General features: G+C 72.2%; 4 protein-coding genes. 1 reads left to right on the plus strand and 3 read right to left on the minus strand.

Annotated features, from left to right (window positions below; all coding sequences use genetic code 11):
* Positions 1-5 precede the first annotated feature (5 nt).
* Both AB0O19_RS03365 and eccCa read right to left on the minus strand, forming a co-directional pair.
* Positions 6-2750 carry a hypothetical protein gene (locus AB0O19_RS03365; RefSeq protein WP_363617435.1) on the minus strand — a complete coding sequence of 915 codons (2745 nt, stop codon included), beginning with the start codon at positions 2748-2750 and terminating at the stop codon, positions 6-8.
* Positions 2747-6673 carry a type VII secretion protein EccCa gene (eccCa, locus tag AB0O19_RS03370; protein WP_363617617.1) on the minus strand — a complete coding sequence of 1309 codons (3927 nt, stop codon included), beginning with the start codon at positions 6671-6673 and terminating at the stop codon, positions 2747-2749. The genes AB0O19_RS03365 and eccCa overlap by 4 nt, the downstream gene beginning before the upstream one ends.
* 201 nt (positions 6674-6874) lie before the next feature.
* Between eccCa and eccD the strand changes: the two genes are divergently transcribed.
* Positions 6875-8257 (plus strand): type VII secretion integral membrane protein EccD, encoded by a 1383-nt coding sequence (gene eccD, locus AB0O19_RS03375; protein ID WP_363617437.1) that lies wholly within the window; start codon positions 6875-6877, stop codon positions 8255-8257.
* 34 nt (positions 8258-8291) lie between these two features.
* Here eccD and AB0O19_RS03380 read toward each other — a convergent pair whose 3' ends face one another.
* The gene (locus AB0O19_RS03380; RefSeq protein ID WP_363617439.1) at positions 8292-25640 is read right to left on the minus strand and encodes a hypothetical protein; all 17349 of its coding nucleotides are present in this window, start codon (positions 25638-25640) and stop codon (positions 8292-8294) included.
* Positions 25641-25685 lie beyond the last annotated feature (45 nt).

Below are 25685 nucleotides of genomic sequence, written 5' to 3' on the forward strand. Positions count from 1 at the left end.
GGACGTCACCGTCCGGTCGCGCCGCCGAGGTCCAGGAGGTAGCGGGCCGGGTCGGCGGGGCGGATCCGGTCGGCGGGAGCGACGGCGTCGCGCCGGGCCAGCCAACTGCGCAGGCGGTCGGGGCGCGGGCGGACGCCGCCGATCTCGTGGAGCAGCACGCGGGCCGGACGCCCGGTCGTCTCGTCCGGCAGGTCGACGTCCACCACCTCGAACTCCGTCCCCGGGGCGAAGATCACGGTCGGCTGATCGCCCGGCTCGCCGAAGACCGAGCTGCGGCGGCCACCGACGGACCAGATGGCGAACTCCACCCCGACGTCCTCGCCGAAGTCCGCGCCCGGCGCCGCCAGGCCGCTGACCGGGGCCCGCTCGGTGACCACGGTTCCCGGGGTGTAGGCGGCCAGGTCGGCCGACTCGACCGGGCCCGCCACCAGCACGCCTCCGTAGTGGCTGGGCAGCCGCCGGAGCCCGGCCGCGAGGCAGCGCAGGTAGGGGCCGAACGGGCCCGGGGCGCCCGACCGCGCCGCGGCGCGGAGCTCGGCGCGCTCGGCGAGGACGGTCGAGTCGGTGTGGTGGAGCAGCACGGCGACCAGTTCGGGCCGCGGATCGCCCTCGTCGGCCCGGGCCCGCAGGCCGGGCAGGCGGGTCGCGACGTCCTCGGCCCGCCGGACGAAGCGCTGGTAGGCGGGCCCGAGGAGGGTGACCAGGGCCGCGCGGTCCTCGGCGGGGGTGGAGAGCTCGACCAGGTCCGACAAGGGGGCGGTCGACTGCGCCTGAGCTTGCTCGGGGACCTGCTCGGGGGCAGGCCCCGGGGCCTGCACTGGCGTGGAGCCGGCCGCGGGCTCGGGCGTCGAGTGTGCCCCGGCCTGGCCCGCCGTGGTTCCCGGCGGCTCCGTGGACTCGGCGGTCTCGGCGGCCTCCGTGGACACGGCCACGGGCACGGGCTCAGGGTCGAGTGCCGGGGCAGGGGCCGGCACCTCCTCCGCTGCGGGGGTGCTCTCCTCCGAAGCTGCTGCCGGCGCGGGCCCGGGGCCGGCCTCCCCGTCGGGCGGCGTCCGGTCTCCTCCCCCGGGTGCGGCACTCGCCCCCGGCTCCACGGCCGGGCCGGGGCCGGCGTCCGGGGCCACCGTCGTGCCGGTGTCGCCCACCACGGCCGCAGTCGGCCCGGGGGCGGGCTCGGGGGTGGGAGGGGAAGCGGGGCGTTCCCCGGGCTCTCCTCCGAAGACCCCCATCGTGGCCATGGGGACCGGTACGGCCACCGGATCCGTCTCGATCCCGCGCTCCGTCCCAATCCCGGCTTCGGACTCTGTCCTGGTCTCGGTCTCCGTCCCGGTCCCAGCCTCCGTCTCGATCTCGAACACCGGACCGGTCGCGGCCACCGGCTCCGGCGCCCCGGGCTCGGTCGACACCGGTAGCGGCGCCGGGTCCGCCTCCGCCGACGCTCCGAGCTCCACCGACGCGGGCTCAGGTACAGCTACGGGCCCGGCCGCAAGCTCGGGCGCCGCCTCCGGGCCGGGCGCCGCCACGACAGCCGAAGCAGCGGCGGGTCCGACCCAGTCGAGCCCGTACAGCCGGGCGCAGAAACGCCCGACCGCCCCGGACTCGAGGTCCAGCGTCCCCTCGACGGCGAGGGCGAGGCGCGCGGGCGTCGGCGGGAGCGAGCCGAGGACGGCCCCGAGGTGGTCCCAGAGTGTCTCGGGGACGGGGCGTCCCGGGGACCCGACGACCAGGGCGGGGCCGGCCGGGTCGGGCCTCCGAAGGCGGGGGCCGCGGTCCGCGGTGGCGGCCGGGCGGAGCCAGAGTCCGGCCGCGACGGCTTCCAGTTCCCAGCCGGGGAAGGCCGGGTAGCGCGCGGGCCCGGGGGCGGCGGGCAGGTCGGGCCGGCTGCGCCAGCCGACGGCCGTGACGGTGCGGTCGGTCGGGCAGGCGACCAGTTCGGTGAGGTAGGGCTCCCACCCTTCGGTGCCGTCCGCGGCAAGGTGGACGTGGCGCAGCCCGGCCGCGCCCCGTACCGGCAGGCCGACGGCCGCCCGGACCTCCCGCCCCAGCGAGGCCGCCGCGACCGCCGCGAGTTCGATGAGCTCGACCGGCGCGGCCCACGGCGCGCTCAGGGTGAGGCGCGCGTCCTCCGCGACCGTCCCGAGCAGCAGCGCGGCGGCGTTGGCGAGTTGGGCCCCAGTGGGCAGCCGCCCGGCCGGTTCGCCGAGGACGAGCAGCAGTCCGCCGTCGGTCGCGGCCGCGTGGTCCAGCGCGGCGGGCCGCGCCCGGCCCGCGATTTCGGTGACCCAGTACGCATCGCGCGTCAGCGGGGTGATGGCGGCCGCGGCGGGCCACCGCGCGCCGAGCGGTTCGGCCCGGAGCTGGGCGCCGCCCGGCGGGCAGCGCCACCAGGAGCCGTCCGGGGCCGACAGCGTTCCGTCCGGCTCGATGCTGACCATCGCGTCGGGCGCCACGATCGTCAGCCCGGAGCGGGCGGCGAGCAGTTCGGCGGGCCGCCGCCCGTCCGGCCCGATCGCGGCGAGTCCCGAGGCGGCGAGCACCAGCACGTCGGCGCCGCGCTCACCCGCCGCCCGTACGAGGTCGTCGAGCGAGGCGAGCAGGACGGGCGCGGCGTCCGCGGCGGCGGCCAGCAGCAGCAGCGCGCCGGGTTCGGCCCCGACGGGCGCGAGGGCTTCGGCCAGTCCGGCGGCCTCCGCGCCGGGCGGCGCGATGACGTAGTGCGGGCCGAGCGCCCGCAGCGTGGAGGCGGTCACCGGCCGGCCTCCGGTTCGTCCGCCACGTGCCCGGTCTGCACCTGGACGGTGCGCCGCCGGGTGATGTAGAGGCCGCGCCCGGCAGGGAACTGCCGGGGCTTGACGTTGCCGAACAGGTACCCCTCCGAGGGCGGACAGGAGAGCAGCAGGGAGGGCGAGTTGACCTCCTGGAGCTTGCGCATCAGCGGGTCGCCGAGGGCTCGCCCGACACCGTTGGCGCCGCGCGCGACGACCAGGTGCAGGCCGATCTCGGCGCCCTGGGAGAGGTCTTCGAGCAGGGCCGCGAACGGGTGGGCGCCGCTGGTGGAGCCGACGAGGTCGTAGTCGTCGACGAGGATGAACAGTTCGGGCCCGGTCCACCAGTCGCGCAGCCTGAGCCGGGCGGGGGTGATGTCCGCGGGCGGGATGCGGTTCTTCATGGCGCGCGAGGCGCCGTCGACGATCTGGCGGAGCTTGTCGACGGCCACCGCGTAGCCGAGCTGGTACTCCTGGGGCACCGCGTCGAACAGGCCGCGCCGGTAGTCGACCAGCATGATCCGCGCCTCGGCGGGGGTGTAGGCCGAGGTGATGGCGTTGATCATGAGCCGCAGCAGGTTGGTCTTGCCGGATTCGCTGTCGCCGACGACCAGCAGGTGCGGGTTCTCCTCGAAGTCGTGCCACAGCGGCGAGACCTCGGTGTCCTCCAGGCCGATCGGGACGCGCAGCCGGCCCTCGGGGGCGGGGAGCCCGGCGGCGTCGAGGGTGAGCGGGAGCATCCGGACCTCGGGGGCCCGTGGGCCGGTCCAGTGGGCGGCGACCGCGTCGACCAGGTCGGCGACACCGTCGCCGAGGTCGTCGGTGTTGCCGGAGCCGTCGATCCGGGGCAGGGCGGTGAGGAAGTGCAGTTGCTCGTCGGTGAGGCCGCGACCGGGCAGCTTGGGGACCTTGGCGGCCGCGCGCATGTTGATGACGGAGTCGACGGAGTCGCCGAGCCGCAGTTCGAAGCGGGTCTGGAGCTGGTCGCGCAGGCCGCCGCTGATCTCGCCCCAGCGGGTGGTGGCGACGACCAGGTGGACGCCGTAGTTGAGGCCGCGCTGGGAGATCAGGGTGAGCGGCTGGAGGAGGTCGCCGAACTCCTGGCGCAGGGTGTTCCAGCCGTCGATGACGAGGAAGACGTCGCCGTGCGGGTCGTCGGGCAGTTCCCCGGCGGCCTTGCGGCGGCGGAAGGACGCGATGGAGTCGATGCCGAGTTCGGCGAAGTACTGCTCGCGGCGGGTGATGATGCCGTTGACCTCGGCGACGGTGCGCAGCACCCGTTCGCCGTCGTGCCGGCCGGTGACGCCGCCGAGGTGCGGCAGCCCGCGCAGGGCGGAGAGCGTGCCGCCACCGAAGTCCAGGCAGTAGAACTGGACTTCGCGCGGGGTGTGGGTGAGGGCGAGGCCGGTGATCAGGGTGCGCAGCATGGTGCTCTTGCCGCTCTGCGGGGCGCCGGCGATGCCGACGTGCCCGCCGGCGCCGGCCAGATCGGCGGTGAGCAGGTCGCGCAGCTGCTGGAAGGGGCGGTCGACGATGCCGACCGGCAGGCCGAGCGAGCCGTGGGAGCGCTCGTCCTCGGTGGTGAGGCCGCGTTCGGGGTGCGGGACGAGCGGCGGCAGCAGCTCGTCGAGGGTGGGCGGGACGTCCAGGGGCGGCAGCCAGACCCGGTGGGCGGGCGGTCCGGCGTCGCGCAGCCGGCCGGCGGCGACCTCCAGCAGCGAACCGTCGGACGCCTGCTCCTCCTCGGGCTCGGCCGCGGCCACCGGGAGGTGACGCGGCAGCACGTAGTCGGTGCCGTAGGAGACGACCTGCCCGGCAAGGGCGGCCTGCTGGGAGGACCGGCGCTTGGGCCGGTACGGCCCGGAGACGTAGGCGGCCTTGAACCGGGTGAGGGTGGAGATGTCGCTGCGCAGGAAGCCGTTGCCGGGCTGGGAGGGCAGCTGGTAGGCGTCGGGGACGCCGAGGACGCCGCGGCTCTCCATCGCGGAGAAGGTGCGCAGGCCGATCCGGTAGGACAGGTGGGACTCCAGCGCGCTCATCCGACCCTCGTCGAGGCGCTGGGAGGCGAGCAGCAGGTGGACGCCGAGCGAGCGGCCGAGCCGGCCGATCATCACGAAGAGTTCCATGAAGTCCCGGTGCGCGGACAGCAGTTCGCTGAACTCGTCGACGACGACGAAGAGCGTGGGCATCGGGCGCAGCGCGGCGCCGCCGGCGCGCGCCGTCTCGTAGTCCAGCAGCGAGGCGTAGCCGGCCTCGCGCAGCAGCTCCTGGCGGCGGATGAGTTCGCCGTGCAGGGCGTCGCGCATGCGGTCGACCAGCGCGGCCTCGTCGGCCAGGTTGGTGATCACGGCGGATGTGTGCGGCAGGCCGTCCAGGCCGAGGAAGGTCGCGCCGCCCTTGAAGTCGACCAGGACGAAGTTGAGCACCTCGGAGGAGTGGGTGACGGCGAGCGCCATCACCAGGGTGCGCAGCAGTTCGGACTTGCCGGAGCCGGTGGCGCCGATCAGCATGCCGTGCGGGCCCATGCCGCCCTGCGCGGACTCCTTCAGGTCGAGGTCGACCGGGCGGCCGTCCGGACCGAGTCCGAGCGGGACGCGCAGCCGCTGCGCGATGCCGCGCTGGCCCCAGAGCCCCTCGACGTCCAGGGTGTTCAGGTCGGGGATGCCGAGCAGGGCGGTCAGGTCGAAGTCCGTGGCGAGCGGCTCGGCGACGTCCACGCCGTCGGCGATGCGGTAGCGGGCGAGCAGCGCGGCCAGGCGGGTCGCGGCGGGCACGGCGAGCGCGTCGGGGCGGCCGAGGTCGGTGACGACGTCCTTGCGGTTGCGGTCGGCGCCGATCATGGCGAGCCGTCCGTCGTCGATCCGCAGCCGCAGGGTGGTGCGGGCGGCGCGCCACTCCAGGCTGTCGGACAGGTCGATCAGGACGGCGTTGCGGTAGCCGGTGAGCGCGGCGCGGCTGCCGGTGTGGGCGCCGGGGCCGTCGAGCACCAGGACGGTGAAGGGCTCGTCCCGGTTGGGCACGGCGTCCGGTTCGAAGCCCGGGCGGCTGGTGAACTCCTCGCCCAGCAGCTGCTCGACCTCGCCGAGGCTGCCGGCGACCAGCCGGACCGGGCCGGCGCCGTCGGTGTCGGTCGGGTGCAGGGCGTGCGGCAGCCACTTGGCCCAGTCCCAGGAGGTACGCCGCTCGGCGTCGGTGACGACGGCGATGCGCAGTTCGTCCGGGCCGTGCACGACGGCGAGCTGGGCGAGCACGGCCCGCACCAGGGCGCGGGCGGCCTCCGGGTCCTCGGCCCGCAGCAGCAGTTGGGCGAAGCCGCGCAGGTGGATCGCCATCGGCTGGTCGGCGACGGTGCCGTAGGCGTGGATGAAGCGGCGCAGCGCGTGCGCGCACAGCGGCTCCAGGTCCTCGACCGGCTTGGTGGCCAGCGGGGCGAGCGGGGTGGCCAGGCGCTGGGCGCCGACCGCGATCCGGACGTCGCTGAAGTCCGGGTGGGCGGCCCGCCGCTCCCACAGCCGGGTGGTGCCCACCAGTGACCACAGCTCGTCCGGGGCCGGGTGCCGCCAGGCGAGCGCCTGCCGTTGGGCGTCGACCGAACGCCGCACCTGGCGGCGCACCTGGGAGAGGTAGCGCAGGTAGTCGCGGCGCTCGCCGCGCAACTGCTGCTTGCGGTCGCTGGAGCCGCGGATCAGCTGGGTGACCAGCATGCCGACGGCGGACAGCGCCATCATCCCCATCGCGAGGTAGCTGAGCGCTCCACCGCCGCCCTCGCCGCCGCCCGGGTGCAGGAACATGAAGACCATCGACAGCGAGCCGAGCGCCATCGGGGCCATGCTGATCACGCTCGCCATGCCGCTCTGCTTCTCCGGCAGACCCGGCGGCTCCTGCAACTGGATCTCGCCGTCCGGCATCTCGGGCCCCGGGCGCCGGGGCGTCCGGGTGACCAGCACAACGCTCACTCAGGGCTCCTCACTGTGACGGGCTCCTCACTGCGACAGCCGTCCCTCTGGCTCACGGACGGCGTGGCACCCGGGGTTCAACCGCGGTTGAACGCGGCGCGCCGAGCCGCCCGTTCAACCGAGCGGAGAACACCACCGAGCCGGAGGACTGGCGTGAGCAGCAGTGTCGTCGCAGGACTGTGCCGATTGAGGTTCCACGCGCCGGAGGTGGTCTTCGAGCTGGCCGTCCCGGCCGACGTACCGCTCGGCGACCTGCTTCCCGCCATCCTCGGCCACGCGGGCCCGGACCTCGCCGAGACCGGGCTGGAGCACGGCGGCTGGGTGCTGCAACGGCTCGGCGAGGACCCGCTCGACGAGGAGCAGAGCACCGAGGCGCTGAAGCTGCACGACGGCGACGCGGTCCACCTGCGCCCGCGCCACCAGGCCCTGCCGCCGGTCCACTTCGACGACCTGGTCGACGGCGTGGCCTCCGGCATGAACGAGCGCGGCGACACCTGGCGCCCCGCCCTCACCCGCCGCCTCGCTCTCGCCGTCACCCTCACGGCCCTCGCCGCCGCCTGGGTGCTGCTCGCCCTGCCCGGCCCCGCCGGCCCGCGCCAGGCCGCCGCGGCGGCCGTCGCGGCCCTGCTGCTGCTCGGCGCCGCCAGCGCCTCCCGCGCCATGGCCGACGCCGGCGCGGGCGCCGCGCTCGGCGCCGCCGCCGTCCCGTACCTGGGCCTCGCCGCCCTGCTGCTGCCCAGCGGCCCGGGCGGGGACGACCTGCTCGGCGCCCGGGTGCTGGCGGCCGCCTCCGCCGGGGCCGGCGCGGCGGTGCTGGCCCTGGCGGCGGTGGGCGGGGCTGCCCCGCTCTTCCTCGGGGTGGTGCTGGTCGCGGTGCTCGGGGTGCTGGCGGGGGTGCTGGTGCTGGCGGGGCTGACGCTCGGCAAGCTGGTCGCCGTGGTCGCGGTGGTGGCCGTCCTGATCGGCGCCTTCGTGCCGTCGTTCGCCTTCCGGCTCTCCGGGCTGCGACTGCCGATGCTCCCGCGCAACGCCGAGGAACTGCAGGAGAACATCGAGCCCGTCCCGGCCGCCGCCGTGCTGCCGCGCGCCCTGATCGCCGATGACTACCTGATGGCCCTCTACACGGCGATCGGCGCCGTCTGCGCGGCCTGCCTGACCGTCCTCGCCTTCACCGACGGCTGGGCGGGCCCGGCCGAGGCCGCGGCACTCAGCCTGCTGCTCCTGCTGCACGGCCGGGCCGTCGGCAGCATCCGCCAGCGGCTGAGCATCCTGCTGCCCGGGGTCTACGGCGGCCTGGTGCTGGTCTCCCGGGCCGCGGAATCGGCCTCGCCCACCGAGCGGCTCGGCCTGCTGGGCGGCCTGCTGGCGGTGGCCGTCGCCCTGCTGGTCGTCGCCTGGACGGTCCCCGGCCGGCGTCTGCTCCCCTACTGGGGCCGGATCGCCGACATCCTGCACACCCTCAGCGCCCTCTCCCTGCTCCCGCTCGCCCTCCAGGCCTGCGGCGTCTACCACACCCTGCGGGGCCTCGGCGGCTGAGCCGCCAAGGCCCCCGGGGCGGGCCCCGGCCGGATCATCCGGCCGGGGCCTCGCCGTCTTCGTCCGACGGGGCCTTGTACTGCTCACGGCAGATCTGGTAGATCCTCTTCAGCTGGTCCTCGGTCAATTTCCCGACCATTTCCTTGACTTCCGGGGTCCAGAAACCCTTCCGCATTTGTTTGATGGTCTTCTCGTCCACCCCGGGGTTGGCCTGCCTCGTCAAGTACTCGGCGAGAGCCTCCTCCAGCCCCTCCCTGATCGCCTTGAAAGCGGCGTTGCTGACCTTCTTGTCGATGGTTCCGGTGTAGTCCTCCGCCAGGACCTTCCAGTGGTTGTCGGCTATCCAGGTGACTCCGAGCGCCTTGAGTCCGTTGGCGCCGAACTCCGGCACGGCAGTCGCGCAGACCTTGGCGGCCGCCGACTCGATCTCGTGCGCCATGTCCTCCGCCAGAGCCAGCTGCCCCTCCACCTGCTCCCACGCGTCAGGAGCGAGGCGCTCCTTGAATTCGTTGAATTCACGCAGGTAGGGCAGGGTCTGCTTCGCCAGTTCGAAGCCGGTCATCTCCTTGACGGCCTTCATCTGCTCCAGGCCCACGCGCACGGGATCCGCCAGGTGCGGGTGGGACTCGTGCCCGACTTCCATGGGCCTCTCGTGACGGCCCAGATAGAATTCGATCGCACTTCGAATCACCTTCGGATCGCCCCCCAGGAACTTTCCGGGGAACGCGCCTTCGAGCATCCGGTCATTCGCCCTCGCCTCGGTGATGAATGCCCGGCCGTAGTTCCGCCCCATGGCTTCCTCGAACTTCAGTCCGCGCGTCCATCCCTTGGACTGCTTGAGGTTCGGCAGCCCGTCGCCCTCGTTGCGGTGCGGGCTGATGTCGATCGAGACGATCTTGATTCCGGCGAAGGAGAGCTCGTCCATCACGCCGCTGCGCATGCCGACCGCTCCGACCACCTCGTACGTGTCGGAGAGGTACTTGAGGAGCGCGAGCTCCTTACGGCGGTTCCCGACCGACGGCCAGTTCCAGTACTCCCGCAGGGCCGGCCCCTCCCAGACGGCGGGCTCCTCGCCCATCGGAACGATCGTGTGACCGTCCCCGAGCGCCGCCTTGGCCTGCTCGATGATCTGCACCACGCCCTCCGTACCGGTGTCGAGGGCCGGTGCGTTGGCGCCGGCCCGGCCGCTGTGACCGCTGCCCCGGTACACCACGAGCACGTACTTCTTCCCCTCCTCGAAGCCCCCGAAGTCCGGATTCGCCAGGTCCCGCCGGAAGGCCTCGCCCTCTTCCGGGGTGTAGTGCCCGTAGCCACGGGCGAACTCCGTCACCCGGGCGTCCTGGAACGTCACCTCGCCCGTCGGATCCTGATAGTTCGCGGTGCGCTTCTCGACCATGCCCACGGCCCGTGTCAGCGCCTGCACCTGCTCCTTGGTCTCCGCGTTCCTCGTCGCGGACGGCACGGCACTGTTGACCAGTTTCAGATGGTCGGCGACGAGCGGCCGCTTGAGGTAGGCGGCGAGATCCTCCGACGCGTCGGTCTCGTTGCGACCGAACTTGCTCGGCAGTTGCGTCTCGGTCGTGTACACCACCGTGCGCCCCGACCGGATCAGGTCGTCATGCAGATTGATGATCTGTTCGACCTGGCCCTTGGTGGCTTCGGTGACGTTCCAGATCACCAGGCCGCGGTCCGGATAGGCGACCAGGGCGGCGCGCATGTGGTACATGTCGCCGGAGTTCTCCGCCCTGATGGTGTAAGTCGTCTTCGGAAGCAGCTTCAGACCGTCCGCCGATACGTGGTCACCGGACGCCGTCACCCACAGGTGGGTGTCGGGCGTGATCGACGGGGGAACGACCGCGCCGGCGGACTGTTCCACGCTCTCCTGTGCTTCCTTGAGCTCCCAGCGCAGGCCGCCTCCCTCCTCCTCGGTGTTCCCGCGGACGGTCCACACCTCGGCGAAGCCGCCCGGTCGGGTGACGGCCACCGTGGCCACGGTGGCGGAATCACGCAGCCGCAGCTCCAGCGCGGTGCGGGCCGCTTCTCCGGTGCCGTAGTCGTACGCCAGCCGTTCCAGCCTCCTCGACCCGGGTGCGCCGCCGCCGTCCGTCGGGCCGTACACCTCCCCCTCGATCCGGTTCCGCTTCGGCGGTTGGAGCAGCTCCAAGGCGCGGGTGCGCTGAACCGACCACTCGGCCGGGGGCCTCGGCGCGGCCGGGGTCTCCGCCACCGGCAGGGGCACCGTCACGTGGAAGGTCATCAGGACCGAGTAGACGGAATCGCCGTCGCTGCTCGAAGATCCGGCGACGGCCTGGTCCTCATCGCCCGCATGCCCGGCGACGGCCTGGTCCTCATCGCCCGCATGCCCGGCGACGACCTGATCCTCATCGCCCAGATGTCCGACGCCGACCTGACCCACGTCGCCCAGGACGACCGGCACCGGCTGGTCCGGGTCGATGGGGTCGTGCTCGGTGGCCTGGGGGACGGGCTCCTCGTCCGGGCGCAGGAGTTCCTGGCCGTGTGCGGTGGACTGGACGGTGCCGTGCTCGGTGACCGCCAGGTGGTACCAGTCGCCGGCCCCCTCGACTCTCGGGAGGCCGTTCCCCGTGTAGCCGACGCGCGCGGCGACGACCATGCGGGGCTGGTCCCCGCCGGTGAGGTGGACCAGGCCCCCGGCGGCGAAGGCCTCGGGGCGGCCGAGGCGCTCCAGCGCCGGGCTGAGGGGCAGGTTGTTGGCCTCGGCGAAGGCCCGGCGGGCCGCGAGCGCCTCGTGGAGGGCGAGCAGGGTCCTGTCGGCGTAGGAGGCCTGGCGCTCGGCGCTTCCCTCGGGGCCGGGCGGGCGGTAACCGGAGTTGCAGGAGAGGAAGCGCAGCGGCTCGCCCTGCCACTGGCCGCCTTCGGCCAGCCGCAGCAGCACGCCCGCCATCTCCTCCGGGCTCAGCTCCCTGCCGAGCCAGGTCGGCGCTCCGTCGTGCTGGAGGGTGTGGTAAGCGAGGGTGAAGTACCGGGAATCCGCCGGGAGGTGGCTCAACGCCTCCAGGACGGCCTGCGCGGCGGGGGTGCCCCGCTCGTTCAGGTCGGCGAGGTAGTGCACCCCGTTGGCGGGGCCGGGCAGGGGCGTGGCGAGCGTCTCGGCGACGGCGTCGGAGGTGGAGCCGCGGCTGATCGTCTGCCCCTCGGGGTGCAGGACCGAGTACAGCACCCGGTGGTTGCTCACCGACTGGACGACGGTGGTCTCGCTGATCGGGATCTCCATCTCGATCGGGACGAGGCCCTTCACGGTCTCGGTCCGGTCGCCGTCCCGGAAGGTCAGCTGGACCTCGGCCTGGCCGACGTAGCGGGCGGCCGGGGTGGGGATCTTGGCGTTGGCCACGGTCTTCCCGGAGGAGCCCGCGGAGGGCCCCTCACGCCACCGGTGGCCGCCCCCGCCGACGACGCCGACGGTGAACTCGGCGGCGCCCTTGGTGCCGAACTTGGCGCCGAGCTGGCCCTGGGCGTTCCACCGCCGCCAGTCGAGGCGGGTGTGCCGCCCGCCGCTGGTGACGTCGTTGGCCGGGCTGAAGGCGGCCGCCTGGTTGTCGCTGTGGTACTCCAGCTGGACGATCGAGATGGTGGCGCTGATGCCGGCGTCGTCGACGAACAGGCGCTTGCCGGCCGACGGGGTCTCGATGGTCCGGCCGTCCTGCACCACCGCGTCGCGGCGCGGGGCGTTCGGGTGCTCCTCCGACGGCGCCAGGATCTCCCGGCCCCGGACGACCGACCCGAACAGGGCGGACAACTGCGCGTGGCTGTGGGTGTTCCGGGCGACGGACTCCAGCCAGGACCACGTCCCCTCGCGGAAGAAGCGCTCACCGAACACGGTCAGCAGGTCCCGCACGCCGGAGGTGTCGTCGAGCCAGCGCACGATGCCGGTGTCGTGCAACCCGTTGGTGAACACCGATGCCGGCGGCCGCCGGACGACCTGCGTCGCGGACGGCACGGCCGGGGGGATCGGGGGCAACTGCCGGTTCGGATCGTCCGGGCGCGGCGGCCGGACGGGCTCGCCCCGGCCGGACTCCAGCAGCACGTCGGCGTGGATCCGCGTCTCCACGACCGTCCGCCGGTACAGGCCGACGCGGGCGAGGCGGTCCCCGGTCCTGACCAGCTCCCGGTTGAGGGCCTGGAACTTGGACGGAGCGGCGCTGCCGCCGGCCTCCTGCCGCTCCCTGTCCTGCCGCCGGAACATCTGCTCCCGTGCCTCGCGGCTGGGGCGGATCTTGTGCGGGGAGGCCAGGCTCACCGCCGGCTTGCGCTCGAACTCGACCTTCAGCACCACGTCCGCGCGGTAGGACCGGCCGTCCGTCACCTTGCTCTTGACGGCCGTCCCGCTGGCGGTGCTGGCGCTGCCGTGCTCAAGCCGGTCGACGCCCCACGCCCCGGTGACGCTGCCGCCGCCGACGAACGCCGCCCCCGTGGGCAGGACGTCGGTGGTGGCGAGCAGGCTACCGGTGATCGCGGTGCCCTGGCCGCCGCCGGTGTTGGTCCCGCCGTCGGAGCTGGTGAGCGAGGTCTGGGCGCCGTGGCCGATGTTGAACTCGACCACCGGTGCCGAACCGGTCGGGGTCAGTTCCCGTACCTCGGCGGTGATCCACGCCCGGCTGCGGCCGTGCTTCACCACGATGGGGTGACCGGCCATCACCGACTTGAGGTCGGTGTGCAGCCGGTCGAAGTCCAGCTCGGCGAGCAGCTTCCGCTGCATGCCGGGCCAGTCCTTGCCCAGGAAGCCCGCAGCCCTGCGGCCCAGGTCCTGGACGACCTCGTGGACCGTCCCCTCCCGGGCCGTCCCGTCCGGGCCCAGCCTCCGGTAGACGGCGGTGACGACGTCGGAGGAGCCGAGCCGGTGGCTCGGGAGCTGCCGCACGGGCGCGGCCGGATCGACGGTGCGGTGCGGCGCGGCCACCACGGCCGGCACCGGAACGGTCAGGTCGTCAAGCCTCGCCGACCGCTTCGACGGCTCGAAGGAGACGGTGAACTCGGCGGTGGAGTCGGACAGTCGGGCCGACTCCGTGGCCTTGGCCCGACTGTTGGTGCCGCCGGTGCGGTCGATCGAGAGCCCCTTGACGAAGTCCCGGGTGTGCGAGGCCTCCCCGGCGAGGTCGACGTGCGGGACGGAACCCCCGAGCTTGAGCCGGAACCGGAACCGGGTGCGCAGGTCGGAGGTGGTGCCGGTGGTGGTGCGCTGCTGGCTGCCGACCTCGAACTCGAAGCCGGTGACCAGCGTCTCCCTCGGCCGGGGGTTGATCAGCTCGGCCGCGACCACGACCGTTCCCTTCCACCCGTCGAGGTCGACCGGGATCCGGATCCGCTCGCCCCGGCTCAGCCGGGACAGCGCGGCCTTGAGGCCGTACGGGTCGACCGCCCTGGCGAGCCGCGCCAGGACGCGCTCGGGCACCGGGTGGCCGGACTGCCGTTCGAGCGTCTCCCTGATCTGCCTCAGCACGGCGGTGTCGCCCCTGCCGAGGCTCAGCACCACGTCGGACTGGCCGAGCCGGGTGACCGTCCGCTGCGTGGCCACCTGCTCCGCGACCTCCTGGTGCGGGGCCGAGGGAGCCGTGAAGCCGTTCCGGTCGTGCTCGCCGACCTGGCGCAGTGCCGTGTGCACCTGCTCCAGGCTCAGTTCGGCGGAGAGCGGGACCGACCCGCGGTGCTCCCCGTTGACCGTCACGTCCAGGGTGATCTCCGTCCGGAACAGCTCCTGCGCACTGCCGTACTTGCCGTTCGCGTAGCTCTTGCTGGACTCCCCGCCGCGCCACCCGTCGCGGACCCGCGACTCCACGGAGGCCGTGACGTTGCCCTGCATGCTGTCCTTGAAGGGCTTGCCCGCGGAGTCCAGCACCTCCCGGGTGTGCACCGGGCCCTTGCCGCCGCCCTGGCCCTGCACGGTCTTCGTGTCGGAGCGCAGGTGACGCGACGAGTCGAAGGTGCTGCTCTCGCGGATCGGGTTGAGCTCGGCGTTGCTCTGGGGCCGCACGTGGTCGATCCGGGTGACCCGGGCCGTGACGGAGACGTGCATCTTCTCCAACGGGCCGAGGGTGACCTCGGGACCGCGCAGTTCGGATCCGCGCGACATCCCGACCAGGTGGGCGCTGACGGCGGCGTGCGAGTAGGCCTGCAGGATGTCCTCGCGCACCGCCGACCAGCCCTGCTCGCCGCCGAACACCTCCCGGCCGATCCGGTCGAGTGCGGCGTGCAGCGGGGCGACGCTGCGCAGGTCCCGGACGGTGGCGGTGTCGGGCAGCCCCTGCCAGAACTCGTCCCGGGGGGCCAGCACTTCGTCTCCCACCGCGTGGGCGTGCTCGGGGGGTGTGAGCTGCTGGGCGGCGGTGAACACGGGCGGCTGCGTGCCGAGCACGACCTCCTCGACCGGGGTGACGAGGATCGCCTCGGCCTGGTCGATCACCGTCCGGAAACCCAGAGCGACGTGGGCGTCCTGGTCAGCGGGCTGGGACAGCCTGCTGCGCCAGCCGAAGGTGACGACCAGGTCGGCCGTCCCCTCGAAGAGCACCGCCGGGTTCTTGACCTTGGTGCCGAGCCCCAGATCGTCGCCCGAGCCGTGGAGTTCGACGTCGTCCCGGCCGGCCCGGCCGCCCACCCCGCCCCCGGCACCGCCGTTCTTGGCGGCCCAGTTGCCGACCGAGGACGGCAGCGTCTGCCAGTCCTTGCTGCCGGTCTTCTGCTCGACGTGCGAGCGGGTCGTCGCGGTCGCGATGTTGAGCTCGGTGGTCGGCAGAACGTGGACCTGCTGCATCCGGGAGACGGTCCCGCCGCCGATGGTGAGCACCGCGGCGGGCCCGGTCAGGCTGTCGTCCACGATGGTCAGCTTCTGACCGGACATCACTCCCTTCAGCTCCTGGTGCAGGGTGCCGAGGTCGAGTTCCTCCAGCAGCCTGCGCTTGAGGGCGGGCCAGCGGCCCTCGAAGTACCGCTCGGCCTGGCCCTCGAAACCCGCCACGAACCTGGCCAGGGCCGCCGCTCCGTTGGCTACGGGCGTGACGGGCTGGTTCACCGCGGCGAGCTCGATGTTGCCCTCGGCGTCCGGCACGGGCGCCGGCGGGCGGTCGACCGGCCAGACGTCGGTCACGATGTGCGAGCCGGCCAGCCGCAGGTTCTCGGCGGTCTCCCGCGGCACCGTGTAGTGGGCCTGGGGCACCTGCGGCGCGTTCGCGGTCTCCCGCACCGGCACGGCGACCCGCCCGGTGAAACCGAGGTCGATCGGCTGCGGCACCTTCCACGGCCCCGGTGCGCCCTGGAGGCGGGCGTCCAGGAACTCCACCCGCACGTTGAACGGAGTGTCGAACAGCGCCGCCGGCTCGACGGTCTTACCCCGGGCCAGTGTCCTGCTGGCCTCGGCGGTGGCACTGCCGTGCAGCCAGCCGTGCTGATAGCCGAGTGTCTCGGTGAGATCCCCCGAGCTGCCGAACTTCGCCTTGAACTGCACACCGAGGTTGGCCTGCGTCAACCCGTCGGAGGTGACGCCGATCATGCTCTGCTGCTCCGAGCCGTACTCGAACTCGAAGCCGGACACCGTCTCGACGTACGTGCCGTCCCCCGCGCCACCCGTGATCCGGACCGTGCCGGACCACTGGCCCGCCTGGAAGTCCACCTCCCGGACATCGCCCCGGGACAGCGCGGACACCGTCGGCCGCAGCACCTCGCCGCCGAACAGACTGTTCGCCAGCGTCCGCGCGGCATCCCGGTCCCCGTGCAGCGCCTCGGCGAACCGGTCGGTGAGCTGGTTCAGAATCCGCACGTCGTCGTGGTTCAGAGCGACCAGGACGTCGTACGCGGCCAACCCGCGCTCGCCGACGCGGGCCGGCGGTAGCGGGGCGGGCGGCGGCGGAGGCTGCACCTCTTGCTGCTGTTGTTGCTCCAGTTGCTGTTGCTGTTGCTCCTGCTGCTGCTGCTGCTGCGAACTCTGCGTTACCTCATGGGAGTTCGCCACCGCCAGCGACTCGTCGGTGATCCCCTCGGTGGTCTCCTCGGTGTGCGAGGAGGTCTGCTGGAGCGCAGCCCCCTCATCGTCCGTGGTCAGCGGCAGGTCGCTCTCTTCGGCGACCACCGATTCCTGCGTGGTGGACTCGTCGTGGGAGACGGTGTGGTCGACGGCCTGCTCTACCGACTCGGTCTCGGAGACGACGTGGGAGGTGTCCTGCGACACGACCGCCGTCTCCTCGGGCACGACGATGTGCTGTTCCTCGCCCCTTCCGTCCATGAACTCCCGGAAGCCCTGGAACATCTCCTCTACGCGCTGCTCCTCGGACCTCCCGTCCATGAACTCTCGGAAGCCCTGGAACAACTCCTCTTCACGATGTTCCTCGGCCCTCGCCTCCATGAACTCCTGGAAGACCTGGTACATCTCCTCCTCGGCCCGGGCTCGGCTGACCTGGTTCGAGGGCCGCGCCTGGACGGACTGCGGATCGGGCCCGTAGAGCTGCTCCAACAACGGCAGCAGCTCCGGCTCGTTCTCACGGACCCAGTCGACACCGTTATTGCGAGGCTTCCCGGTCTGCGGATCGTTCCCGTGGTTCGTCCCGAGATACGTATTGCTCAACTGAGCGAAGAACTCGTGCACATCCGCCGAGGAGTAGTTGCCGACCAACTCACCCACAGCATTGCGCCGCGATCCATCGGGCCAGACCGTCACGGACTCCTCACCGAACAGATCAGCCAGACCGTCCGCGAGACGCTTACCCCGGTACGCCTCCTCGACCAGCGCCCTCTGCTCACGACTCAGCCCGAACTCCAATACCGCGTGCGCGAGTTCATGAGTCACCGAGGAATACCCCTCAGGCTGCGTGGCATGCGGACCGACCGTCGTCCGCTCACCGAGCAGGTTCTCCTCAGTGATCGCCACCAGAAGCTCGTCGTTCGCCCCCCGCAACTGGTCAACGCTGCGCCCGTTGCCCGCCTCACCATCGGCCAGGACACCGCGAAGCCGCTCGAAACCCGCCACCCCGGTCAACGGCACGTCACGCGGCACCACCACCACCCGCACACCCGCCGCCACCAGCCTGGCCGCAACCTCCTTGTCCTGCAACATCCGCGCAACCTGCAACTCGGCCTCACGCCGCGAAGCAACCGGCTGATGCACACGGGGGTCCACGTCGATCACCAACCGCGCCGCCGCCTGCGCAAAGTCCTCCGCCGACAACTCCGACCGCAGGCTCTCCACAAAAGCGGTAGAGGCCGCGAGCTCCCGCCGGGCCTCCGGACCGAGGTGCTCCAACGCCTGCACCCGCTCATGCAACGGCCCCGGCACCGGCATCCCGCCACCATGCTCCACCGCCAGCGGATTCACCACCACCGACTCCTCCGACACCCCCGACGGCGCCTGCCGAAGCTTCTTCCCCGCCTGATCCTCCGGCTCCGAGTCACTGTTGTGCTCAAGCTGCCGCTTCTGCCCCCCATCGCCTTCCTGGGTACTGCCGGCAGCCTGCGCCCCTTCCGGGGCCTCGACCCGAGCCAGCGGGGAGTAGTGACTATCGGAGAGGAACAGGTACACATCCCTGGTGCCCTCGGGGGCACCGGGTACCGGCGCCAAGGAATGCCAGTTGACCCCGTCGAAGATGTGCAGCCGCACCCCCAGGGCCGAGGCGACGATCGACGGGATCAGATCACCGTTCGACCCGGCCCACCACCCCCTCGTCTTGACCATCCAGCCGAGATCATCGGGCTTCGCCCCGTGCGTCTGCGCGAACGCGGTGACCAGCTCCATGTTGTGGCCGATCCACCTGGAGACGCGGTTGCGCAGCATCGCCGCGTTCTGAGGGCTGACGGCCGTGTCCATAACGTGGTTGACGGAGTGGTAGAGACAGTCCCCGTCGCGGGGCACCTCGTGGATCTGGTAGCCCATCTCGTACAGGTACGCGCCGTCGTGGAGGCTACGGTGGTACGACTGCAGTTCGGGCAACAGGGGCAGCCCCTCCTCGGCCATCCTCCGGTACACCTGCCACGGGGGGTTGTCGGCGTACCGCGGCCCGTCGGCGAAGACCTCGTCGAACTTGCCCAGGTAATCCTCCACCGCCCGTCCGCCGCCCGAGGCCGTCACGACCTCCTGGCGCAGCTTGCCGTACCGGTTCCGCAGGTGCTGGACGCGGTTGGCGGCGAACTGCCCGGCGTCGAGCGGCCGGTCACCCGAAAGCCCCAGCTGCTCCCGGATCTTGGCCACAGCGTCGTACCCGAAGCCGCGTTCCTGGCCGTAGACGTCGACGGGCTTGCGCCACCGGAGGATGTCGCCCCTCAGGTGGAAACCGTGGTTGGGCTTGGCCTGCGGCTGGTTGCCCTTGCCGCCCCCACCCGACTGCTTCTTCTCCTTGCCCTTACCGCCCGCCCCCGACTGCTTGGAGGCGCCGTGCTTCTCGTCGTACGGGATGGTGTACCGGCCGGACGCGGTGGGCGGGGTGGGGATCACCACACGCTCGTAGCCCGGCGCCATGCCTCCGGCCTTGGTCTTGCCTGCGTCCTGCTCGTGCCACTTCTCCATCCGCTCCCGTCCGCTGGAGCCCTTCTCCTCCAGGTACGTGACCTTGTGGCCGAGCAGCGCGGCGGCTTCCAGGTTTCCGGAACGGGTCCCCAGGTGGTTCATGTCGTAGTGGCGGTCCAGGAAGTCGTACAGCCTCAACTGCCCGGTCCTGAGGTTCTCCGTCCAGACCGAGGGGTCCGATCCACCGTCCTTCCAGAAGCCGGTGACGTGGTGGATGGTGTCGATCCCGAGCTCCTCGCGCATCTCCGCGACCAGCTCGTTCCACTTGTTCTGCCGAGAAGGATGGGGGTCACCGGTGATGAGCACCATGCCCTGCTCACGGGCGACCTCCCGCAGGATCTGCCGCACGCCCTGGAAGCTCGTGTCGTGCTCCATCCGGCCACCCAGGTCGGCCCACTGCGTGGCCTTGCCGGTGAAACGGGACCACAGCACCAAGACCTTCGAACCCCGGGCAGGCAGCGTGATCCCACGGCCCGTCAGCCAGTCGGCGATCCGCTGATCGTGCGCAGGAGTCATCTTCCAGGCGTCGCGGACGGTCTGGCGCAGTTCGTCCGAGAACACCTTGGCGACCTTGTCAGTACCGAACGTGACGCTCTTGACCGCCGCCTCCTGGTCCTGCTCGGAAAGCACCTCCCAGTCCTCGGCCACGATGCGGCGGGCCTCCGCGTCCATCACCTCGTAGAGGCGGCCCGTCTCCATGGTCGGCACCTCCACGGTGTGGATGCGATCCCCGTCGATCCCGATGGAACGGTAGAAGGCCTCGATCTCCTGGGACTTGTCCTTGGGATTGACGGCATGACCCTCCGCCGTCCGCGGCCCCCGCGCGATCAGAACATGCAGATTCGGGTCGTTCAGCAGCGCGACCGAGATCCCGAACTGGTCACCGGACGAATAGCCCGGCTGCTTGATGAGCCGCTTGTGCTCCGCCGGCAGGTTGTCCTCATGGATGTTCGCCCTCGGCGCGACGTCGAGCGGGCCACCCTCGTGCGAGCCGATCCCGAGCGGAGCCGACACCGGGTCCACCCAGACATGCTCACGGTCATGCACCGCCGCCAACGACCAGGCCTCGTCCCAGGTCCGGCCATGCGTAGCAGCCGGGTCCAGGTGCCCCACCACCGACGAGATCAGCTGCAAGTGCCGCTCACGCAGACCACCCTGCCGCAACCCCTCCGGCGCCGGGGCCCGGTGGTCACCCAGCAGACTGCCCTCGACCGCCGGACGGTGCGGCAGACCCGAAGCCCGGTACTCGTCCCGCAGACCGATCTGGTGGCCCAACTCGTGCGCGTAGTCGATCGGATCGGCGTCCAGCCACCAGGACCTCTGATCCATCTCCCGGCCCCGCGAAACCAGGTCCACCGTCAGATGCGCCCGCTCACCCGGCCTGGCCGGCAACACCGTGACATGCATCCGGTCACCATTGGCCAACCGGTAACCGGGCGCATTGAGATACTCCTCCACACCCCGAACGACCTTGTCCCACACCAGAGCCGTGTTGTGCCCCCGACCACCCTCGACGAAATCGATCCGCACCGTCAGATCCGTCACCGGACCCTCATGATCGAACCGACGCGCCTCGAACGACGACTGCACCACGAAACGCGGCGTCCGATCCACCACCATCCGCGGCGCCGACACCGGCGACTCCACAGACTCATGCACGACCACCGTCTCGTCGGAGGTGTGGACGACCGCCTCGCCGTCGGGCCGGGGCCGCAGCGTGAGGTCGGACGGGGCATCGGTGTGCGACGGTGCGGGCTGCTCCTCGGGCCGGGTGGTGGCGCCGGTCAGCGCCGTCTCGATGGACTCGGGGAGGTCGTCCTGCCGAGGGCGTTCGTGCGAATCCGTCTCGTGCGAATCCGTCTCGCGCAAATCCGTGTGGTGGCCCGCCCCCTCCGGGGTTTCGGTCCGGGGGGTGGTCCGGATCAGCGCGAACTGCTCCTCGGCGGCCGCGGCCTCCTCCTCCCGGCGGCGGGCGAAGGCGTCCTCGTGGCCGCGTTGGTGGGCGCGCCAGCCGGCCGCGTCCAGGTGGGCGAGCTTCCACAGTTCGCGGTACCGCGCGAAGAACTCGTCGCCGTACTCGCGCTTGAGGAAGGCGATCACGTCGTCGGTGAGGACGTGCGGCGCCGCCCGGTCCTCGAAGCCCGCCGCGGCGTCGCGCAGGGCGGGCGCGGCCTCGGCCTCGAAGGCGGCGTGCTCGACCAGCTCCTCGGTGAGCTCCCGGTGCCGTGCGTCCCACTCCTCCTGGCGGACCTTCAGGTCCTCGGGCTTGCCGAACACCTGGTCGAAGGCGGAGGTGATCCGGTCCCGGTGGCCCTCCTTCAGGCGGCCGATGCCGTGCCCGGTGAGGCCGCCGTGCTCCTGGGCGGCCTTCTCGGCGGCCTCCTCGGCGGCGCGGCGGGCCCCGAGGCGGGCGGCCTGGTGGGTGAGCCGGTCGTGCACGGCACCGGTGCCGGTGAGCTCGTCGAGTTCCCGGCCGAGCGCCTCGGTGTCCTTGGTGCCTCGGTTGAGGTGGTCGGCGACCAGTCGGTCGGCGGCCTTGGCCAGTTCGCGGGTGACGGTGCCACGGGCCTGCTGGACGTCGTGCTCGGTGACACCGAAGGCGGCGGCCCGGTCCTTGCGTTCGGCGCCGGCGTCCGTGTTCCAGGATTCGGTCGCCTTCTCCGCCTCCGTGGCGGCGCGCCGGATCACCGCCTCGCGGACCGCCTGGACGGCGAACTCGTGCGGCAGGCCCTGGGCGCGGCCGGCCAGCGCCAGGCCGAAGAGGTCCACGGCCTGGGTGCGCTCGCGGCGCGGTCCGGCGGCCGTGTCGACGGGGCCGGCGACCTCCTCGAAGTCGGTGCCGAGGCGGTCCCGCAGCTGTTCCCTGATCAGGGTCACGCTGTCGGGTGACAGCTCGGGGCGCTCCGTCACCCCGGCGGCGGCCAGCAGCTCCCGGTCGGCCGGGGAGAGGCGGTCGTACCAGTCGGCGGTGGCCCGCTCGACCAGGTGCTCCGCCTGGGCGAGCGCGGTCTCGTGGTCGGCGCGGAAGTCGAGTTCACCGCGCAGGTGCTCGGTGAGCCGGTTCAGGGCGTGCTGGGCCTGCGCGTTGCCCACCCCGGTGAGGTCCTCCGGGCGGGCGTAGATCCGGGCCACCTCGGCCTCGGCCCGGGCGCTGAAGCCGCCCCGCGCCTCGCTGCGGATCAGGTCCCGGATCACCGCCGGGAGGTCGGCGTGCGAAACGGTGGCGGTGCCGTCGCCGAGGGCGCTCGGCGGGGCGCTCCACTCGGTCACCGTCCGGTCGAAGCGCTCCATCGCCACCCGGACGGCCGCCTCGCGGACCGCGGCGAGGTGGGTGATGCCGTCCAGGCCCGCGAGGATCTGCTCGCGGTCCTGCGGCCGGGCCGTCAGCTCCTGGTACATCAGGTCCTTGGCGCGCTTCCACACCGCCGTGGGCAGGCCCGGCGGCGCGTCGTCGGGGAAGCGAACGGGCCCGTCGGTGAAGGCCTCGCGGAGCAGTTCCTCGGCCTGCGCGTCATGGACGTGGCCGCTGCCGTCCGGGTCCTGGCGGAGCTTGTCGGCCGCCTCGGCGAGCTTGGCGTCGTAGGCGTCCTGGAGGTCGCGCTGGGCCTGGCGCCACTGCTCCCCGCGCCGGCCGTCCTCGTCGGCGCGGACGTGTTCGGGCGCGTCGGTGTAGTGGTAGGCCGGTGGCGGTTCCTGGCCTGGCGCCGATCGTTCGTGCTCCTGCGCGGATTTCGCCGCGTCGCCGAAGACCGAGGCCTCCGCCATGTCCGTGTGCTTGGAGCCCGACGTGTAGTGCTCCGGCAGCGGCGAGGGGTACGAGCGCACCAGCGGCTCGCCGGCCTCGATGCGCGCCTTCCCCTCCTCGGAGGCGGGGTTGACGTATTCGTACCAGTTCCCGCCGCTCTCGACGACCGGCCGGCCGTCCGCGCCGAAGCCGACCTTCGCGGCGACCACGACGTGGCCCGTACCGGGGCCCTCCTTCATCGCGGTCGGGGAGTCGAACCCCGGCACCACCCAGACCGGGCCGTCGGCCGCCACCGCCTTGACGTCGGCGAGCTTCGGGTCCGCCCAGATGTGCTCCATCACCTCCTGGACGTAACGGGCGTTGAGCGGCCCGTTCAGGTCGCAGGCGACGAACTCGATCGTGCGCCGGTCCCCGCCGAGGTGCCCGGTCTGGGCGAGCCCGCGCACGATGGAGGCCAGCTTCTCCACCGACAGCTCGCGGCCGTTGTGCATCGGCATCCCGTGCTCGTTGGTGTGGATCACCAGGGCGAAGCGGGACGGGTCGAGGGGCAGGCGCTCCAGGGCCTTCAACGTCTCCTGGGACGGCCTGTCACCGAGCACCCAGCCGGGCTGCCGCTCCGGGCCGGCGGACGGCAGGTGGTGGCCGTGGTCCTTCGGGGCGCTGGACTCGTCGACCTCCAGGTACTGCAGTTCCTCGTTGTGGGCGTGGGTGTTCTGGTTCTCGTGGGTGTTCTGGTTCTCGTGGGCGCTCTGGTTCTCGTGGGTGTTCTGCTGTTCGGGGGTCTTCTGGTTCTCGTGGGAGTTCTGGCTCCCCCGGGGGTTCTGCTGCTCGGGGGTCTTCGGGTTCTCCCGGGTGTTCTCGTTCCCCCGGGGGTTCTCGTTGTCGCGGGTGTTCTCGTTCCCCCGGGGGTTCTGCTGCTCCCGGGGGTTCGGCTGCTCGTGCCCGCCGGTCACCGGGACGTGGGCGGGGGCGGGGGCAGGGACGTTGGATTCGGACGTCGTGGCGGGCGCGGGCACCGTCTCGTGCGCCGGAGGTTGCTGCGTCGACTTCTGCCCCTGCTCGTGCGAGCCGCCGCCGGACGTAGGCACCTTGGCCGGCGGCTCGGGCTTGTTCGACGTCTCCCCGGGGGCCTTGGCCTCCGTCTTGACCGGAGCGTCCTTGGTCTGCCGCTCCCCCGTCGTGGACGACTGCGACCTGGAGCCCTCGGAGCTGGTGTGGAAGTCCTTCGGCTGGGTGGCGTGCTCGAAGTTCCCCTCCGCCGCCAGCCGGGCCTCGCGGGCCTTCGGCCCCTCCGGCCGGGGGATCAGCAGCGAGGTCGGGTGCCCCATCAGGGTGGACGCGATGGCCAGCAGGGTGCGCGGGTGACCCAGGCCGTAGTACTTGCCGTCGCTGGTCATCGAGGACTCCGCGTCCCACGCGCGGATCTTGTCCTGGAACCGCAGTCGCGCCGGGCCGGTGAGGGTGTGCCCGGCGTGGCCGATCGCACCCATGGCGACGCCCGCGAAGAAGGTCTCGGCGGTGACCGAGAACGAGCCGTCGCCGAAGATCGAGTTGTAGGTGCCCTCGGTCAGGATGTTCTGGACGCCGCCCTTGAGGTAGCCGCCGATGCCCTCGCCGAACTTGTAGAGCATCTGCAGTGCGGTCTGCGGCCGCAGACCGTCCATCAGGTGGAGCGTCCGGTCCGCGAGGTCCTTGACGGCCTGGTGCTCGCCGCCCTTGCCTGCGTCCTTGACCGCCGCGTCCAGGAGCTTGCGGACGGTCCCGAGGTCCACGGCGTAGCGGGCGCCGCTGCCGGCGATCGTCTCGGCGACCTTCCGCCCGGCCTCGTTCGCCAGGTCCTTGGAGATGCCCAGGCTCCCGAGCTGCTCCTCGAAGGACTTGCCCATCTCCTGGGTGAACTTCTCGACGTTGGACAGCTTCTTCTCGGCGGCCTTGACCGCGTCCTCCGCCGCGTCCTTGGCCCCGGCCTTGGCCGCGCCCTCCGCCGCATCCTTGGCCCCGGCCTTGGCCCCGGCCTTCGCCGCGCCCTCCGCCGCATCCTTGGCCCCGGCCTTCGCCCCAGCCTTCGCCGCACCCTCCGCCGCATCCTTCGCCCCAGCCTTCGCCGCACCCTCCGCCGCATCCTTGGCCCCGGCCTTCGCCCCGGCCTTCGCCGCACCCTCCGCCGCGCCCTTGGCCGTGGTCTTCGTCGCCCCCTCGACCGCGTCCTTGGCCGTGGTCTTGGCCGCGCCCTTGAGGCCGTCCTTCACCCCGGTCTTGCCGAGGCCCGCCAGCCCGCCCTCGCCGGTCTTCTTGAGGGTGTTGAGCCCCGCATTCTCCAGCGAGCGGCCCGCGCCCTTGGCGAGGTCGGCCGCGGTCTTCAGCTCGGCGCCGGCCAGGTTCTTGAGGTTGTTCTGCAACTCCTTGCCGATGCCGCCGCCGAACACCTTCCCGAAGAGCTTGCCGAAGCCGAAGGTGAGCAGTTCCAGCGGGCCGGTGAGCAGGCCGTTGATCGCGCCGAACTCGATCGCCTGGAGGAAGGAGTCCTTCTCCCAGTGGTCCTTGTGGCCCTGGCCGATCTGGATGCCCTGGATGATCCCGTCCATGATCATGGAGGTGGTGATGTTCAGGAACTCGTGCAGGGCGATCTGCTTGAACAGCCAGATGAAGACCTGCTTGACCAGTTCCCTGGTCGCCACCTCGGCGGCGAAGATGGTGGCGAGCGAAGCCCCGAAGGTGAGCGGGATGTTGGCGATGGCCCAGGCGATCTGCGCGGCCAGCTGGACCAGCTGGGCGATGATCATCCACTTGGCGTACTCGACCTGGTTGGCGGTCTTGTGGGCGTAGTCGCCGAGTTCCTTCGCCGAGTCCCCGGAGGCCGTCACGTAGTCGGTGCCGCCGTCGGCGCCGATCAGCTGCCCCATCTGCTGGACGAACCGGTCGGCCGCCTCGCCCTCGAACTCATCCTTGACGTAGTTCACCAACTCCAGCAGGTAGGAGCGGAGTTCGGGGACCTTCTTGTAGATCTCCAGGTAGTCGTCACCGGCCGTGCGCAGCCGGTCCTCGTTGGCCTCGGGCCACTTCATGCCGGTCACGAACCCGAACAGCTTGGCCAGGGCCGGGGGAAGCATGATCGACACGGGGGCGTACTCCTGGCGTTCGTCGGGGGTCGGGCGAAGCGGGCC

It is taken from the genome of Kitasatospora sp. NPDC091276 (assembly GCF_040684355.1).
Classification (GTDB): Bacteria; Actinomycetota; Actinomycetes; order Streptomycetales; family Streptomycetaceae; genus Kitasatospora.